The sequence below is a fragment of the Nostoc sp. genome (assembly GCF_036917155.1).
Lineage (GTDB): Bacteria > Cyanobacteriota > Cyanobacteriia > Cyanobacteriales > Nostocaceae > Nostoc.
In genome coordinates, this window is the sequence record NZ_JBALDZ010000049.1 from 1 (window position 1) to 16,228 (window position 16,228).

General features: G+C 42.5%; 17 protein-coding genes and 1 pseudogene. 9 read left to right on the plus strand and 9 right to left on the minus strand.

From position 1 onward, the window contains the following. The first annotated feature begins 168 nt into the window (after positions 1-168). The 3 genes from V7K67_RS07480 to V7K67_RS07490 all read left to right on the plus strand — a co-directional run bounded on the left by V7K67_RS07480 (position 169) and on the right by V7K67_RS07490 (position 4,860). Positions 169-1,569 carry a sugar porter family MFS transporter gene (locus V7K67_RS07480; protein WP_334731497.1) on the plus strand — a complete coding sequence of 467 codons (1,401 nt, stop codon included), beginning with the start codon at positions 169-171 and terminating at the stop codon, positions 1,567-1,569. A 338-nt stretch (positions 1,570-1,907) separates the two neighbouring features. After that, the gene (locus V7K67_RS07485; RefSeq protein WP_335165859.1) at positions 1,908-2,954 is read left to right on the plus strand and encodes a Gfo/Idh/MocA family oxidoreductase; all 1,047 of its coding nucleotides are present in this window, start codon (positions 1,908-1,910) and stop codon (positions 2,952-2,954) included. Between the two features lie 292 nt (positions 2,955-3,246). Further along, positions 3,247-4,860 (plus strand): iron uptake porin, encoded by a 1,614-nt coding sequence (locus V7K67_RS07490; RefSeq protein WP_334731495.1) that lies wholly within the window; start codon positions 3,247-3,249, stop codon positions 4,858-4,860. A 572-nt stretch (positions 4,861-5,432) separates the two neighbouring features. Here V7K67_RS07490 and V7K67_RS07495 read toward each other — a convergent pair. Continuing rightward, positions 5,433-6,413 (minus strand): CHAD domain-containing protein, encoded by a 981-nt coding sequence (locus tag V7K67_RS07495; protein WP_334708456.1) that lies wholly within the window; start codon positions 6,411-6,413, stop codon positions 5,433-5,435. A gap of 364 nt (positions 6,414-6,777) precedes the next feature. On the opposite strand from V7K67_RS07495, the gene V7K67_RS07500 reads away from it, so the two are divergent. Further along, a complete protein-coding gene (locus V7K67_RS07500) occupies positions 6,778-6,936 on the plus strand; it encodes a DUF3616 domain-containing protein (protein WP_335165862.1) in 159 nt (52 codons plus the stop codon). 24 nt (positions 6,937-6,960) lie between these two features. On the opposite strand, the gene V7K67_RS07505 is transcribed toward V7K67_RS07500, so the two are convergent. Further along, positions 6,961-7,365 carry an NIL domain-containing protein gene (locus V7K67_RS07505; protein ID WP_334708455.1) on the minus strand — a complete coding sequence of 135 codons (405 nt, stop codon included), beginning with the start codon at positions 7,363-7,365 and terminating at the stop codon, positions 6,961-6,963. A 143-nt stretch (positions 7,366-7,508) separates the two neighbouring features. Here V7K67_RS07505 and V7K67_RS07510 point away from each other — a divergent pair. After that, positions 7,509-7,655: pseudogene (locus tag V7K67_RS07510) on the plus strand (response regulator); the annotation flags it as partial. A gap of 413 nt (positions 7,656-8,068) precedes the next feature. On the opposite strand, the gene V7K67_RS07515 reads toward V7K67_RS07510, so the two are convergent. Further along, on the minus strand, positions 8,069-8,773 hold the full coding sequence (locus V7K67_RS07515) for an actin-binding WH2 domain-containing protein (RefSeq protein ID WP_335165864.1): 705 nt from the start codon (positions 8,771-8,773) through the stop codon (positions 8,069-8,071). Between the two features lie 23 nt (positions 8,774-8,796). Next, positions 8,797-10,344: an FAD-binding oxidoreductase gene (locus V7K67_RS07520; RefSeq protein WP_335165866.1), complete on the minus strand. Its 1,548-nt coding sequence runs from the start codon at positions 10,342-10,344 to the stop codon at positions 8,797-8,799. A gap of 83 nt (positions 10,345-10,427) precedes the next feature. Between V7K67_RS07520 and V7K67_RS07525 the strand changes: the two genes are divergently transcribed. Then, complete coding sequence (locus V7K67_RS07525; RefSeq protein WP_335165869.1) at positions 10,428-11,246, plus strand: Uma2 family endonuclease; 819 nt, start codon at positions 10,428-10,430, stop codon at positions 11,244-11,246. A gap of 274 nt (positions 11,247-11,520) precedes the next feature. Here V7K67_RS07525 and V7K67_RS07530 read toward each other — a convergent pair whose 3' ends face one another. The 4 genes from V7K67_RS07530 to V7K67_RS07545 all read right to left on the minus strand — a co-directional run bounded on the left by V7K67_RS07530 (position 11,521) and on the right by V7K67_RS07545 (position 14,309). Next, entirely contained in the window at positions 11,521-13,413 is a 1,893-nt protein-coding gene (locus V7K67_RS07530) for a pentapeptide repeat-containing protein (RefSeq protein ID WP_335165871.1), read from the minus strand. Positions 13,414-13,488: 75 nt separating this feature from the next. Further along, a complete protein-coding gene (locus tag V7K67_RS07535; protein ID WP_335165873.1) occupies positions 13,489-13,671 on the minus strand; it encodes a hypothetical protein in 183 nt (60 codons plus the stop codon). 28 nt (positions 13,672-13,699) lie between these two features. After that, complete coding sequence (locus V7K67_RS07540; RefSeq protein ID WP_335165875.1) at positions 13,700-14,089, minus strand: type II toxin-antitoxin system VapC family toxin; 390 nt, start codon at positions 14,087-14,089, stop codon at positions 13,700-13,702. After that, positions 14,079-14,309, minus strand: coding sequence for an antitoxin family protein (locus V7K67_RS07545; protein ID WP_334731579.1), 231 nt, complete (start codon positions 14,307-14,309; stop codon positions 14,079-14,081). The genes V7K67_RS07540 and V7K67_RS07545 overlap by 11 nt, the downstream gene beginning before the upstream one ends. A 168-nt stretch (positions 14,310-14,477) precedes the next feature. Between V7K67_RS07545 and V7K67_RS07550 the strand changes: the two genes are divergently transcribed. Together V7K67_RS07550 and V7K67_RS07555 are read left to right on the plus strand one after the other, a co-directional pair. Beyond that, the gene (locus V7K67_RS07550; protein WP_334731578.1) at positions 14,478-14,720 is read left to right on the plus strand and encodes a hypothetical protein; all 243 of its coding nucleotides are present in this window, start codon (positions 14,478-14,480) and stop codon (positions 14,718-14,720) included. Continuing rightward, a complete protein-coding gene (locus V7K67_RS07555; protein ID WP_335165877.1) occupies positions 14,695-14,973 on the plus strand; it encodes a type II toxin-antitoxin system RelE family toxin in 279 nt (92 codons plus the stop codon). The genes V7K67_RS07550 and V7K67_RS07555 overlap by 26 nt, the downstream gene beginning before the upstream one ends. An 83-nt stretch (positions 14,974-15,056) precedes the next feature. Here V7K67_RS07555 and V7K67_RS07560 read toward each other — a convergent pair whose 3' ends face one another. Continuing rightward, positions 15,057-15,644, minus strand: a complete 588-nt coding sequence (locus V7K67_RS07560) for a Uma2 family endonuclease (RefSeq protein WP_334731577.1) — start codon at positions 15,642-15,644, stop codon at positions 15,057-15,059. Positions 15,645-15,730: 86 nt separating this feature from the next. Here V7K67_RS07560 and V7K67_RS07565 point away from each other — a divergent pair, with 86 nt between their 5' ends. Beyond that, positions 15,731-15,916, plus strand: a complete 186-nt coding sequence (locus V7K67_RS07565) for a hypothetical protein (RefSeq protein WP_334731585.1) — start codon at positions 15,731-15,733, stop codon at positions 15,914-15,916. Positions 15,917-16,228: the final 312 nt, after the last annotated feature.

The following is a 16,228-nucleotide window of genomic DNA, read 5'->3' on the forward strand; positions in this document are numbered from 1 at the left end:
CCTATTCCCTATTCCCTATTCCCTATTCCCTATTCCCTATTCCCTATTCCCTATTCCCTATTCCCTATTCCCTATTCCCTATTCCCTATTCCCTGTTCCCTATTCCCTATTCCCTATTCCCTATTCCCTATTCCCTATTCCCTATTTCCAATGCCCAATATATAAACTATGTCTTCCACTACTATTCGTCGCAAATCCAACACCTTTTATGTAATTTTGATTGCTGGGGCTGCGGCCCTCGGCGGCTTTCTGTTCGGTTTTGACACTGCTGTAATTAACGGCGCGGTTTTATCTCTAGCAAAAGCTTTTAACACCAGTAGTTGGGTTACAGGGCTGGCAGTGTCCCTAGCGTTGCTAGGTTCTGCTGTTGGAGCCTTCTTTGCCGGACAGATTGCAGATCGTTATGGTCGAGTCAACGCAATGGTGGTTGCTTCGGCGTTGTTTACCATCAGTGCTATCGGCTCTGGGCTTGCCTTCACAATCTGGGATTTTATCTTTTGGCGAGTATTGGGTGGGATTGGTATCGGTGTTGCTAGCGTCATCGCGCCAGCTTACATTGCCGAATGTTCTCCCACCCATTTGCGAGGCAGATTAGGATCTCTGCAACAATTAGCGATCGTAGTAGGAATTTTCGTTGCCTTATTGAGCGACTACTTTATCGCTACGTCAGCAGGTTCAGCAGACTCGCCGTTTTTGTTTGGGGTTGCAGCTTGGCGCTGGATGTTTTGGACAGCAGTCCCACCAGCAGTATTCTACGGGATGGTAGCTTTAACAATTCCGGAATCTCCCCGTTATTTGGTTGCCAAAGGACGAGAATCAGAAGCTGTTAACGTTCTGACCAAGATTTTAGGGGGCGATGTGCTGCCAAAAATCGAAGAAATTCGGCAGACAGTGCTTCGTGAACGCCAACCCAGGTTTTCTGATCTCTTAAGCAGAAGTGGGGGACTCCTCCCCATTGTTTGGGTAGGAATAGGCTTATCTGTATTACAGCAATTTGTTGGGATTAATGTAATCTTCTACTACAGTAGCGTTTTGTGGCGGGCAGTCGGATTTTCCGAAAAAGATTCCCTATCAATCACGGTGATTACAGGAGCCGTCAACATTATTACAACACTGATTGCGATCGCCTTCGTAGATAGATTTGGTCGCAAGCCCTTACTTATAGTAGGGTCGATTGGCATGACCTTGACCTTGGGGACGATGGCTTATCTTTTTGGCAATGCTCCCCTCGATGCTGCTGGGAACCCCAATCTCACCGGCAGCGCGGGTACTTTGGCTCTGATTGCAGCCAACCTCTATGTCTTTTGCTTCGGCTTCTCCTGGGGACCAGTGGTTTGGGTGCTGTTGGGAGAAATGTTTAATAACAAAATTCGAGCCGCAGCGCTTTCGATTGCTGCTGCTATACAATGGGTGGCGAATTTCGTGATTTCCACAACATTTCCTCCTATACTGCAATATTTCGGTCTAGGTTCTGCCTATGGACTCTATACAATTGCAGCAGCTACCTCATTCTTTTTCATTCTCTTTTTTATTAAAGAAACCAAAGGAATTGAGTTAGAAGACATGTAATTGGCATCCATCTAGTACCGCTACATGTAATTCGTAATTCATTGTTGCACCACCAAATTTTCAATTTGGTGGGGGTGCAAAAACGCCGATTATTCAGACGCTCGTGACGCTCGATAGCGCCGGCGGCAAGCGACGTAGGAGCGTCTGACTCGCTTGCCGCCGACGCTATCGCATGATTGCGTCTCCCCGAATCACATTGGGAGAGGCTAACGCCAAGGGAGAAGACAAAGGCTTAGCTACGCTATCCGCTTTTTCGTTCAGAATTCATGCTTAATTCTGACTCCTGACTCCTGAATTCTGTTCGATAAAAACTCTCGCTTCAGTCAATCACGAAAAAGATGGAAACTATCAATACGGCTCTTTGTTCTTCTGGTTTGTCCGGCATGGTATTTCATGCGCCGTTTATTGATTTGCATCCCGGATTTAAATTAGCCGGTTCTTGGGAAAGAAGTAAAAAGCTGATACAGGAACATTATCCTGATGTAAAAAGCTATCCTTCTTTAGAAGCATTGCTAGCAGATGAGGAAGTAATGTTGGTGGTCGTAAATACACCCACTTATACCCATTACGATTATGCTAAACAGGCATTGCTTGCAGATAAACATGTAGTGGTCGAAAAAGCATTTACTACAACAGTAGCAGAAGCGCAAAATCTCAAAGAATTGGCACAAAAACAGGGAAAGAAATTATCTGTATATCAAAATCGCAGGTGGGATAGTGATTTTAAAACAGTCAAAAAAATTGTTCAAGAAGGCTTATTAGGTGATATTATTGAAGTAGAATTCCAATTTCAAAGATATAAACCAACCCTCAGTCAAAAACAACATGTAGAAGCTCCAAGTCCGGGGGCAGGAACATTAAATAATTTAGGGCCGCACTTAATAGACCAAGCTTTGCATTTATTTGGGATGCCTGATGCTATTTTTGCAGACATCCGCATCACTAGGGTGCGATCGCAGGTAGATGATTATTTTGAGTTGATACTATACTACGACAAACTGCGCGTCAAATTAAAAGCAAGTTTTCTGGTGCGTGAGCCTGCGCCTGCCTATATCATACATGGCACTCATGGTTCTTTTCTCAAAAGCAGAGCCGATAAACAAGAAGAGTATTTAGTCGCGGGGATGAAGCCTAATACACTTGATTGGTATACAGAGCCAGAAAGTGAATATGGCTTACTTCATACCGAAAAAGACACAAAAGTAATTCTGGAAAAAGTTAAAAGCTCACAGGGCAGTTATTTAGGTTATTACGATGCAGTGTACAAATCCATTGCTAATAATCAGCCAATTGCTGTTACTGCCGAAGACGGAATTAATGTAATGCGAATTATAGAAGCAGCTATTAAAAGCAGCAATGAGCAAAAAGTCATAGCGTTGCTTTAAGTGATCAAGCCCCGTTGGGGCGGGAGTAGGGAGTAGGGAGTAGGGAAAAAATAGCCCCAACAACCTCCTGGGTACAGAGCTACGTCTTTTAAGACGATTGCATTGGTCTCAATCTCTTGCTACGTTCAATGCTGTCTTCCCTACTCCCTACTCCCTACTCTCTACTCCCTTCTTGTTGACCTAAAACCTTAGCTCAAAATATGTAGATTAGCTCGTAAGCTGAAAGCTTTAGTTTGAGTGTAATCTCTTTCGTTACCAAGTCAGAATTCAACTATTTTCAACTCACAAGTCGATGATCAAAACTCTTTTTTATAGTTCTTTGCTTCTATTTTTGGCAATTCCGGCAGTTTGGGCAGCACCTCCAGAAGATAATTCTAATCCAGCAGATGCAGATAGGAATTTGCAGGGACAAGTCAATTCTGTTTCCCGGCTTTCTGATATTAAACCGAGCGATTGGGCATTTCAGGCACTGCAATCATTGGTGGAACGGTATGGCTGTATTGCAGGTTATCCTGACGCAACCTATCGCGGCAACCGTGCTTTGAGTCGTTACGAGTTTGCAGCTGGTTTAAATGCCTGCTTAGACCGGGTGAATGAATTAATTGCTGCGAGTACTAGTGATTTAGTCAAAAAAGAAGATTTGGCAGTGTTGCAAAATTTGCAAACAGAGTTTGCGGCAGAATTGACAACTCTGCGTGGGCGAGTGGATACGCTGGAAGCACGAACAGCAACCGTAGAGAAGCAGCAATTTTCCACCACTACCAAGCTGAATGCTCAAATTATTACCGCCATTAGTGATACCTTTGGTAATAGAGTCGGTGGTGATCGCGATGAATCCAATCTCTACTTTTCAAATCGGGGTCGTCTCAACTTTGAGAGCAGTTTCACTGGCAAAGATTTGTTGCGAGTCCGGCTAGAGTTTGGTAACTTTGCGAATTCTAATGGTACAAGCCAAATTGCCGCAGCCACAGGCACAGGGATGACACGCCTGAACTTCGATTATGACAGCAACGATACACTTTTTGTCCCCCATATCCGTTATTACTTCCCAGTCAGTGATTCCCTTAACTTCGTTGTTGGGCCTACAGGCATTGGTTACACCGACATTACAAACACCATCACCCCCGCTACAATCGCTGATGACGGCAATGGGGTTCCCTCACTTTTTGGGTCATACAGTCCTTTATTCCGGCGAGGTGGCGGCGGTGCAGCCGCTAACTGGAACATTACCAAAGACTTGGTTCTCACCTTGGGCTATTTAGCAAGCAGTCCCAATGTGCCATCGGGGAGCAACGGCTTGTTTAATGGTGGCTACAATGCCCTAGCGCACTTAGCCTATTATGGTAAGCAAGGAGCGATCGGTGTTGCCTACTCTCATGGCTATAGCCCTGCTGGAGTAATCGATCTCTCCGCTGGGACGGGTAGCGTCCTGTCAAACGCTCCCTTTGGCAACAACATTGCTACTTCCAACGATATTGTCGGCGCACAGGGATACTATCGCTTCTCCCCGAATTTCCAAGTCCACGCTTGGGGTGGATATATTTGGGCAAATGCCAAGAGCTCTGGTTTGAGTGATATTTCCAATGGTAGGGGTGGAACAGATTCTCTATTTGTGAACAATGGTGACAATGCCAATGTCTGGTTTGGGGCGATTGGGGTGTCGTTTCCCGATGTGGGTGGTAGAGGCAATCTGCCAGGAATTCTCTTTGGTATACCACCGCATGTCTCTAACAGTGATGTCCGTCAAGAACGAGACAACGCTTACCATATCGAAGCATTTTATCGTTATCGACTAAATGACAACATCTCAGTGACTCCTGGTTTTTGGGTGATTCTCAACCCGGAAAACGACAGCAGAAATGATACGCAGTATGTGGGTGTGCTTCGCACAACCTTCGATTTTTAACTGGAGCGTATCGATTTAACGTCTGTTTGATAAACCTCTACCTTTTCGTTGAACTAAGGTTCAACGAAAAGGTAGAGGCAATGGGCAGGGAGCAGGGGGAGGAATTTGTACTTCACTAATATGCAAACTGCTATATTTTTAGACATCTCCAGAAATTAAATATGCGTTATCCAGAATCCTTGTAGAGACGTAGCAGTGCTACGTCTCTACATTCATTTTCACCAGATGTCTTTTTGATAATTTGGCAAATTGGCAACTTTGAGAAAATTAACTGTGTTATTTTCAATGCTATACAAGGTGTATTTGCACTTTCAAGCTATTTAGACGGGCTGCAACCCGTCTTTATTTATTAATTACTCAACTGCCTCAATTACCGAATCAGCCTGCGGCTAATATTGGTCTAAGGGCGTTTCGTAAGCTAAGTGGCGTGGGTTAGGCAGATTTATCAATAAGTGCCTAAAATCACAGCCAACCACTAGACATCTCCGAAAAAGAATGTAGAGACGTAGCAGTGCTACGTCTCTACAAGGATTCTGGGTAACGCATCTTTAATTTCTGGAGATGTCTACTTATCAAACAACCTCTGAAAGCGGATGCAGTATTGTTAAATGAAAACTATGTCTAGTTTCAGTTTTCAGATACCGTTCTTGTAAAGGTTGCCATTGCTGCCAAGACTGGTAACGATTTTCAGTTAACAAAGTAGCAAGGGTGGGCAACTGAGTCTGAATTTCTGACTTGAAAACATCTGTAAGCCAGTCAGTTAAAACTGCACTATCTTGCATCGTACCCAAAATTTCTTGGATACTTTTCACTTCTTCAATATAAGCTGCGTAAGACTCACCATATAAGTCACTAAATAACTCCATTTGGTAGCGTACACGTTTCGCTTCTTTTCGCAAACTATGAAGAATTTCGCCCTCTGTCATCAATTGTTGTTCGATCTTTTCTGGTTCCCAATTGTTCTGGATTTTAACTTCTGAGTTCACAAATTGGGTGCCAACTAGCCAACCCGGATGCAATAAGAAGTTACTCACTTCTGGTAAAAGTAAGTCTGGTAGTACTTGCTGAATCGTGACAGATCCCAAAGGTTGATAACTGGGTTTTTCTAACCACTTATCTAATGCATCTTTTAGAGACTTGTAAGATTCATCTTTTAACGTTTTCTGCACACTCGATAGTACATCTTCACGTTGTTTAGCTAAAGCTGTGAAAGCTGTTTGCAAAGATTCTTGCTCTTTGCGGGGTAAGTTTGGTTTGTAATTGTTTTCCAAACTTTCTTTGAGTACATCTAAATCTCGCAGATTACCAAGACGACGCGCTATTTTACCAATATTTTTATCGCTGATTGGTTTGGATACATCCACCGCTAGTCCAAACCGAGTTACGGCTGTCCGTAAGCGGCGCATCCCCACTCGCATTTGATGCAGCGCTTCTGGATCTTCATCTTTCTTCACTGATTTTTCCCACTTCAAGGTTTTCTTAAAGTGTTTTTGAATCGCTTGGTAGGCGTAGTCCCCTAGAGTTTTTACCGTGGGTTGTGTGGCTAATTTCATAATTGATCTGAATGACTACCTCATGAGGTTATTGCATAATAACATTAGTTAAAAATTTGCATCTGTTTTTGATATTTTTTTATGCAATAAGGATTGCTAAGTATACTTATGACTATTGATAGTTTCATCGCCTTTGATAAACACGTATTATCTATCAAAGTCGCAATTGCATCGTTTATACTGGCGATTTGATCTGAACTATAGCTATTGGAAGATTATTAAAGAGGTTGGGTAGATTATAATAGCACGATTTGCATTTTTGTAACTATCAAGATAATTTCAAATCCCAGATTTGCATTTTATAAATCAAGTTTTATTGACTTTTGTAGATAATTTTAAAGAACATAGAGAAGAGTTATCGGAAATGTCGGTAACATATCAGAAGTATTTATGCTTGGGGTTAGATGAAACCTCAAGTATTAACCGTCTATCTTTGGTTGATACTGATAGATTTACAGATTATCAACAATTTCGAGTAGCAGAATTTATCAATTTTGGATTGATAATAAATTTGGATGGGTAATCCTTCCTGGTGTATGCGGTAATCTTAGATGTTAGTAGAAATTGCTTGTACGGGACAGCTAGGGATACACTGTTCGCAGACGATACAGCGCGATCGCGTGAATGTCAACTTATACGTCTCTGGGTGGAGGGTGAGGGCTTCGGTAGGACAAACCCCAGTACACAAGCCACAGTGGACACACACATCCTCGTTGATGGCAATTTCGCCTAGTGTAGAAGAAACATTAACATGGCGCGATCGCATCCACTCAATAGCCGCATCTAATTGATCGATATCTCCCGATAGCTCTACTACTAGTTTACCAATTTGATTTGGAGCAACTTGGGCGCGGATAATATTGGCGGCGACGTTGAACTCTTTAGCGAGTACATAAGTGACTGGCATTTGCACAGCGCGTTTCGGGAAGGTGAGTGTTACTCGTTTTTTCACAGGTTTAGCAGAGAGTTTTTTCTGTTGTAGCGTATTAAGAGTTTTATCAGCCCTTCCCTGCGGTAAGTTTCGCAAACGGGTAAGGCAAAGTAAGATGTTGCTTCCTACTTCAACATACATAGCACCATTTTCAAAAATCTTCGGTAATTTTGTTAACTGCCAAAATCCAGGCTTCTGATCGCCGTCGCTATGCCCAAATGGCAATGGTAAGTGCGATCGCAAAACCATTCAATCCTCTAGAATTAGCTGCTGAAATCGCCGTAGCGCTGGGTTGGAGTCTGGAAAAGTAGGTGAGATTTGTATAGATGCTAACTTCAGCCAAAACCTGCCTGTAATATCATATCCGCCTGATTACTTATTAAACCTGGAGAACCCCACCCCGCCAAAGCTACGCTTTGTCTCCCCTCCCCTTGCCAAGGGGAGGGGTATAATCCCGCATTTCTCACAAGTTTGAAATGCAGAGGGGCAGAGGGGCAGAGGGGATTGAACTTGGCACATTGAACTCTCCTCTGCTCCCCTGCTCCCCTGCTCCCCTGCACAAGCACAGGCTTTGAGCATTGGTGAGAAATCCGGGTAATGACTGTGGGAATCATGACTAATTACTCGGACATGATATAGTTCCGAAAATGAACACATTCAAAAGTTGAAAAAGTGATAATGAAATGTTATATCTTATATATTTTGAGGAGTTACTAACGACTAATTAATGGAATCCAAAGAGATAGCTAAGAGATTTAATGACGCTTAAATAAAAATTACCTTCTCTTTCGCGGAATAGTTCAAAAGCAGAACCAGGTGTGCCAAAAAACGGTCTGAGAGTCCATCCTAACTGACTGCCTACAAAAGCGTAAAGAAATAGCCAACATTGTAAAATCTTTTGGCGTGTTTTACTCCCTTCATCATCTTGTTCTAAAACTAAACTCGTGGCTTGATATAAAGACGAAATACCAATAAATCCAGTTATGGCAAAGATCAAGACATTTAACAAAATTAAAAATTGGTAATTATTGGTGGTAATTAAGAAAAACAGTGTGATTGGTGCAAAACTAAATAAAAGTACGCTAGTGACTGAAACCGCAGTTAATACTAATGCTAAATGCTGTCCAAAAGTCCGCTTGGAACCAAAAATAATGTTAGCAAAATACAACGTCGGGATACAAATCAGAAGTGTGATTAAATAAAGGGCTGGGAGTTTAATGGCAGAAGACAATGCCTGCATCCAGCTATGGTATGCACCAATGATTCCGCCATAGGCAGCGATAAATAAGGAACTGCAAACCAGCAGTGAAATGATTTTATTTGGTAATCTTATCGCTTGACGAACTTCCTCTAGAAATCCTTGGCGATCGCGCAGGAATCCAATCAGTACTGCAAAGTATTTGATTCCTGATGATTTCCGTTCCATCATATTATCCTCACACCGATAAAATTCTAAGTTTCATCTGAGTAATCACCGCCAGAACCATACCTCCAAGCATCAATCAAACGATGCCAATAATATTGTTGTGCTTTTGGTTGATTCTTAATCCATGTTTCTAGCATTGGACTTAACCAAAATAAAGCAGTGTACACACCTAAATTACTGTAATGTAACATCCAATCTAACAAACTTGCCAAACCTACTTGCGGAATGATCTTGGCAACTAATACAGGATGATATAAACCAGTTTTTAACAGTGTTTGCGTTAGTGCCGAGAACTGCACTATATCCTGTAAAAATGGTTTTAGCACTGGTGTACCCAACTGTTGCATTTCCTGAAATACTGCCGAGAGTAGTTGGTTAATTTGATCTGGAGCAATTTTCTGATTTACACCAACACTCATCGCCCTTTGAAACAACCAGGTGACAGTTAAACTTGGCTGATAGGGTTGCAGCTGTACTAAGGCTTGTGCAGATAATTGTTCTGTTTCCAGCGCTTCGGAAATACCATAAGTTAAACGCTTCAGGTGACGCACCATTGCCCCAAAACCACCAAAACTCAAGGGAGATTGACTACCACTGCTATCTCCGGCTGGGAGAATGCGATTCCAAGGGGTTTTTAGCGGACTTTGGCGATAGGTGGGAAAGAAACCAAATAGCGCCCGTTGAAATTTCAGTTTGCTCAACTCCACTCCCTGATATTCTGGTAGAAGGCGCAGATATTCCTCAAATAGAGCTTCTAAACTTAAACGTTCAGGATGTGCATCTATGTAGGTAAACAAGTAAGTGGTTCTGCCATCCCTAGCTGGAAAAGCTTCCCAGAAGTACTGACATTGATTTTGTAAAGACGTAAATGATAATAACAAGTCGCCTGAGTTATTTTCTGGAAACCCTTGGGCGCAACTTCCTACTACTAAGCACAGCGCATCTGGTTTTTTGCCTTGGCGTGCTTGTTGAGTGATGGGTGAAAAATGTCCCATCGCGTCAATTAATAGCCGAGTTTTGAATTGGTTATTTACTATCACCCCATCTGGATGAACTACGGCTTCGGTAAAGGGTGTGTTTTCTAACAACTTTCCCCCAGTGGCGAGAAATCGGGTTTTCAAGGTAGCTAGTAGATAAACTGGATCTACGCCGATATTTAAGACATCCTCTACCCAAACTTCTGTACCGCCAGCAAAACTAACTCGCGCTGGGTTATATTGAGTGGCGATCGCACTTGCTAATTCTTCCTCAGTCAGTAAGTTCAATTCCACAAATACATCTAATTCTTTGCGAGAAATATTCCATTCTTGTTCCCTCCCCCGCAAAATACCCCGTTCCAGCAAGGCTACCCGCAATCCTTTCACCGCCAAGGCGCAACCAATTAAAATGCCTAAAGTGCCACCGCAGATAATTACATCGAAGTCAGTATCGCCTAAAGGCTGTTGACTTTCTTTAACTAGCGTTGGTATAGGTGCGGTGTTTTCGCGCCCAGATGTGAGGATGCGATCGCTTTGGCGCAATCCTCCTAAAACATCGCCAGGTAATTGGGAAAGAATTTCTTCAGTTAAAGACATTTTGGAAAAACTTAACTCTACATTCCAAAACTACCTGAGAATGAAGAAAGTAAATACGATATTATTTATGGAGAGCTACGAGCGTGGTCAACAATAATAATCAAATACTACCATTACCCTCAGAGGTTAACAGAGAAGAGTTAGAAGGCGTTGTGCAGGTGTTAGCAAACGTAACTAAGCTCCCTGCTGAAGTGGTTAAGCCACATTTAGATGCATTGCTTGAGCAGTTGATGAAATCAAAACAGGAGCAACCATTTTACAAAACTGCAACGGCTCTTGAGTGGATAACAGCTTTTCGGGAATGGGCAGAGAGCCATAGGCGAGATACACCCTTACTAACTACAAAACCTGTAGAACGTCTGTATACTTTTGAAGAATATCTCACCTACGATGACGGAACTGATAAGCGCTATGAACTTGAGGATGGGGTACTGCTAGAAATGCCTCCAGCCTCAGATTTACATGAAGCGATCGTTACTTTCTTGTTGATTCGCTTCTATCTGGAAATTCAACGGTTAGGGTTAGATTGGCAGGTTCGTCCTAGCGGTACTGGCGTTCGTACTTCTGTCAAAAAATCCCGTCTCCCTGATTTAATTGTGATGACTGAAGAACAGAGACAATCTATTCAGGGTAAATCGGCTGTGCTTGAGTTACCTCCACTGTTGACAATAGAAGTGGTTAGCGCTGAGTCTGTGAAACGAGATTACGAAAGGAAAACACTTGAGTATGCAGCCTTCTCTATCCCTGAATATTGGATTGTTGATCCTCTGGAAGCAAAGGTGACAGTCTGCTTGTTGGAGCGGGGACGTTATAACCAAACAGTATTCACCGGAAATCAGCAAATATATTCTCCGACTTTCCCTGAGTTAAAACTGACAGCGCAACAGGTATTAACGGCTTAGACGTAGGTTGGGTGGAGCGGAGCGCAACCCAACATATAGGAATCCGATTTGATTCCTGAAAAAAATTAAGTATTTGTAGGGTGCGTTATGACTTGAGTCTAACGCACCAAACCCTTGAAAAGGGTGGTTACACTTCGCGATAACACACCCTACGTGTTGTTCAAAAATCAAATAGTAATCCTATATATCAGGATGTTGGGTTACGCAAAGCCTCCACCCAACCTACAATTTTTTTGCAACTTTTGAAGAATATCTCACCTACGATCGCGTTAAATTATCCCAAACCGAATAATTTAGAAATGGCAGGCAATAATTTATTAGTCGCTTCCACCAGAGAAGCAACAGTAGGTAAGCCTGTAAATATTCCTTTCAACATGGTGATTGCTGTTTTTGCCGTCTTTTGCTTGGTGGATTCTTGAGGATTTTTACCCGCTTCTGCCAAAGTGTTCACCTGTTCTAGCGCTTCGGTTTTGTCTTCTTCTGACAAATATGTGGATTGGATGATTGCATCTTGCAACTGCGACAATAATTCTTTGATTCCTGGTTTCTCGGCATCGGTTGCATCAGGTAACTGATTGAGGGCAATACTCACGTTACCGCTAATGGTTCCTAGATTAGCAATAGAATTATTGCCAGCGATACCGCTAACATTACTGCTACCTTGAATATTGATGCCGCTGATATCTGACATATTTGTATCTCCTTTAGTGTAAAATTTCGGCTGCTTAAGAGCAGTATCTACCATATTTTCTAAACTAATAATGCGTTTATCTTTTTCTACCAGCAATAATTGCTGACTCTGCGATAAAGCTTTGAGTTGATTATAATCATCAAAATATTCTGCACTCAGTTGAGATTTATCGCTACCTGCTGCGGTTTTGGCTCTGAGCAAGATTTTATCATCGCCGCGCTTCTCCATTGCCACGATTTCTAACTCGGCTTCGGGATGATTTTCGGCAAGGTTTTTGAAAGCGATCGCAACAGCGCGGGGGTCAACGCCTTGATTATGATAGAGGTCGAGAGTATCAAAAATTGGCTGGATAAAGTTGGCAAAATCCCCGTCTGCAAATACCTCTTGTTTATTATCAGGTTTGCGGAGGGGGTCAGGGTCTTCTTTGGTGGGTAAGCGCATGAAGATATATTCACACCTCACCCCATGCAATTTAGTTGTATTTGTAATGCCCCAATCTTCAATGAAGGCTCCGGTGAGTGTTGCACTTGTTAAATCGGTTGCGTCTAGTTGCGTTTGTTTGAGTTTTGCTCTTGACAAATCGGCATCTTGTAAATTAGCTTCACTGAGATCAGCGCCGATAAAGCTGGCATCAGCTAGGTTAGCTGCTTGTAAGTTGATACCTCGCAGGTTTTGACGGTCAAAGTTATTGTCCTGTCCCTGTCCTGTAATTACTAGCTTGCGTACTTGTGGTTTTTCAAGATAAGTTGCACTAACACGAGCACGATCAAGCCTTTTAGCTTGAAACCAGCAAGTATTAGTTACATTAGCATATCCAAAATTAGTGTTTTTCAGCGTCGCCGCAGTAAAATTAGCATTTGTTAGATCAGCTTTGCGAAAACTTGTACCACCCGTGTTAGTAATAGCAGTCTTTAAACACTCATCAGCTATTGCTATGGAAAAAGGCACAATACCAGCTTCAACCCTAGCTCTAGCTGTAGATATAATTGCGCCTCTAGAGCCAACTACAGCTAAGTATATAAACCCCAAAAATACTAAAACAACTGGCACACCACCAGCGAAAACAACATCAAATATAGATATAGAGCCAGTTACAATTGCTGAGATAATCAAAGCCAAAACGAAAGCTATAGAACCAGCTATAGTTAAAACCAGATTTGCAGTCAGAGCAACAGCCCAGTTATATCTAGAAGCAACCATAGCTACGCTGATAACTACCAGTGAAGCTATTAGTAAGGCTACAATTACAGATTTTGATAGTGCGGATAAAACCAATAAGGCTGTTACTAATACTGCACCAATTGTCCAACGTCGTTGCAGTCCAGCTTTGACATGACTGAAGTTTGCACCTGTCAAATTAGCGTTGGTGAAGTTTGCCCCTCGGATGTCGGCATAGCTAAAGTTTGCACCCGCAAGGTCTTGTCTACCTTTGAAGTTGCGTCCTCGGAGATTTTGACCGGAGAAGTCTAAAGCCATATTCCACTTTACGGAGGTGAGCAAATTTTACTACACGCTCACCCCTGTAAATTCAGGAATGGTTAGATATATTTGTTAGTTGAGCTTCAAAGGTGCAATTTCGAGGATAAAAGGTGCAATTTCGAGACTCAGAAGGTCATCGTTGAGGTTCAGAAGGTCAACGTCGAGGTTCAAAGGTGCAACTTCGAGGATAAAAGGCGCAATTTCGAGGTTCAGAAGGTCAACGTTGAGCATTAAAAGCTCAACGTTGAGGTTCAAAGGGTCATTGTCGAACTACAGCCACAGATTACCAATGTTCCACTATGAGATTATCTACATAATTAAAATGCTCATCATTTGTAGCTAATGTCCAGCCACGTTCCAGACATTGGGCTGCAATCCAAATATCATTTTCTGGGATTGGTCTACCTTTGCGCTTTAAGGTAAGGCGTGTTTGGGCGTAGGAAGTGGCGGTTTCTCGCCCCATTGGCACTACAGCACAAACCTCGATAAACTGTAAATAGCGAGTCAAGTTTTGCAAGGAACGGGCAGAATTTTCCGCTCCAAACAGCAGTTCCGCAACAACAGGTAATGGCAGGACGATACTTGGTAAGGCTATCACTCTTGCAACTACCACTGAATCACCGTTGAGATAGCGAATAGCAACGGATGTGTCCAGAGCAGTTTCACCAGCCATTGGAGTCAATTTGTTCAAATTCCTGATGAATCACAGACTGCAATTGTGCAGTTTCTTCGTCGCTGATAATGCCTGCAAACTGTAACAGTGGATGGGTTGGAGTCTCTTGGTACTCAATTATGATTTTAACTTTGCTATGTTCTGCCACACCTGTTAGTGTTTGCAGTGGACGCAAAACTCCATCTTCATATATTGCTTCAATAGTCTGAGACTCTGGCATAGGGTTTTGCAATCTAATTACTACTCCAAATTTTATAACGGTTTCCAGGTGTAATTTCTATCATTTTAGCGATCGTCAACTCTAGCGCGATGTCTGGCGAAAAGCTGTTCTTAAGATATAAACAAGGAAATAAATCTATGATAAATAGGGTTAGGTGTAGAAATAACTATGGAATCAAAGCAAGATGACATTACTATTCTTCAGGAAGCTGAGAAGCGTTTACGGCGACTGTCTCCAGAAAGGCTGCGGGTAGTGAGTGATTTTCTGGCCGATCTAGAAGAAAGAGAAGAACATGAGGCGACAACGGAACTTTTGAATATCCCTGGTTTTGAGCAAGCTTTGCGTGAAGCTATACAGGAAGCTGACGCTGGGGAAGTGGTGCCATTTGACAGTATTCGTCGTCATGTATGAACTGGTACTGACTCGCAAAGCACAGAAGTTTTATCAAGAAGTAGATGCATCACTAGCCCAACGACTAAACCGTTGTTTTGACCAACTACGAGAGAATGCTTATGAACATCCAAACATCAAGCGGCTCAAAGGTGATTTCGCAGGTCTTTTTCGCTATCGGGTTGGTGTCTGGCGAGTTGTTTATAAAGTAGATGAAGAACAGCAACTAATTACTATTTTACTGATAGCCCATCGAAGCGATGTATATCGGTAAGTATGTAGTGTGTATCTCAAGTATTAATCTGGATATAGGCGCAGATGTCTTTTAGCGATCGCACATCGGTAGTAATTGAGAGTTCACTTCCGTCCTGCCAAGACTTGTTCAGCACTCAAATCCAACTGTGGAAAAGTGAAAGAGATGATGCGTTCTTGTCCTCGGAATGCAACAGCATCATAGAACCCTTCTACTAGGGTGCATATTGTTACTATCTCTTGAATCGGGTCAACAATCCAGTATTCGGGAATTTCCAGAACAGCATACTCAGAACGTTTGCTGCGATAGTCTGTGGTTTGTGTAGATTCGCTGACGACTTCTACCACTAATATGGGGGGAGTTTCGTTGAGTTCGATTACAGCCTCTCGATTAGAAAGTGCTTCCCACTGCTGTGTTGGTAATACGACTACATCTGGAATTCGTGAGGTGTCCCAGCGTCCCCCTCGTGGCGAACGTACTCCCACAGAAAACTTTTGTGCTGTCCAATGCTGGCCCATTTTGGCACTTTCATCATCAAAGCTTCGTTCTAAAAACTTGGAGATGCCACCGTGCTTGCCAGTGCCAAGGCTCATGGGAATTAATTCTCCATCTACCAATTCATATTGGGTATCCGTGCCATCGTTATACTGAAGATACTCTGCAAAAGTAAATTTTTTTGTGGTTGCAGTCATAGCGATGCCTTCCGCTAGGCCTAGCCATCGCAATTCTCATCGATGACTCAATACAGTTATTCTACTTGTATTACAGGAAATTAATGATGGAACGTTCAAAATTAATTGCTATTCTTACAGGTGCGATTTCGGTCATTTTAGCGATCGCTTACCTCATCGTAGTCCAACTGCTAGACTACCGCGACATGAAACCCGCCCCCATCAGCCAATTTGACCAAGCGCCTGCGATTATTTCTGTTTGTTGGCAGATTGACAAAATTACCGAAGTGTAATTGACATTTAGTGTCAAATTAAACCCTGGCGAATAGAATTCGCGGTTACACAAACATAGACGCTTTGCGGCTTCCCGCAGGGTAGTCAGCAGAGGCGGACTAAGGAAAAATGGAGTATTTGAAACCCACGGAGGTGGGTTTTGCCTCGTGTAGACGCGGTTTCTAACCGCCCTTTTAACTTAATCTCAATCGATAAAACTAATGATAACTATTGATTAATACCATACTCAAATCATAGATAAAAAACCATAGGTATTATTTATTAATCCAATGGTCGATTATATAAGAATTAATTAGAGTAATTATCTCAAA

Excerpts from the sequence above, each read along its gene's own strand:
- V7K67_RS07490 (WP_334731495.1), top strand. The coding sequence starts at position 3,247 with ATGATCAAAACTCTTTTTTATAGTTCTTTGCTTCTATTTTTGGCAATT.
- V7K67_RS07500 (WP_335165862.1), top strand. The coding sequence starts at position 6,778 with ATGTCGGTAACATATCAGAAGTATTTATGCTTGGGGTTAGATGAAACC.
- V7K67_RS07520 (WP_335165866.1), bottom strand. The coding sequence starts at position 10,344 with ATGTCTTTAACTGAAGAAATTCTTTCCCAATTACCTGGCGATGTTTTA.
- V7K67_RS07480 (WP_334731497.1), top strand. The coding sequence starts at position 169 with ATGTCTTCCACTACTATTCGTCGCAAATCCAACACCTTTTATGTAATT.
- V7K67_RS07495 (WP_334708456.1), bottom strand. The coding sequence starts at position 6,413 with ATGAAATTAGCCACACAACCCACGGTAAAAACTCTAGGGGACTACGCC.
- V7K67_RS07560 (WP_334731577.1), bottom strand. The coding sequence starts at position 15,644 with ATGACTGCAACCACAAAAAAATTTACTTTTGCAGAGTATCTTCAGTAT.
- V7K67_RS07565 (WP_334731585.1), top strand. The coding sequence starts at position 15,731 with ATGGAACGTTCAAAATTAATTGCTATTCTTACAGGTGCGATTTCGGTC.
- V7K67_RS07515 (WP_335165864.1), bottom strand. The coding sequence starts at position 8,773 with ATGATGGAACGGAAATCATCAGGAATCAAATACTTTGCAGTACTGATT.
- V7K67_RS07545 (WP_334731579.1), bottom strand. The coding sequence starts at position 14,309 with ATGCCAGAGTCTCAGACTATTGAAGCAATATATGAAGATGGAGTTTTG.
- V7K67_RS07550 (WP_334731578.1), top strand. The coding sequence starts at position 14,478 with ATGGAATCAAAGCAAGATGACATTACTATTCTTCAGGAAGCTGAGAAG.
- V7K67_RS07485 (WP_335165859.1), top strand. The coding sequence starts at position 1,908 with ATGGAAACTATCAATACGGCTCTTTGTTCTTCTGGTTTGTCCGGCATG.
- V7K67_RS07530 (WP_335165871.1), bottom strand. The coding sequence starts at position 13,413 with ATGGCTTTAGACTTCTCCGGTCAAAATCTCCGAGGACGCAACTTCAAA.
- V7K67_RS07540 (WP_335165875.1), bottom strand. The coding sequence starts at position 14,089 with ATGGCTGGTGAAACTGCTCTGGACACATCCGTTGCTATTCGCTATCTC.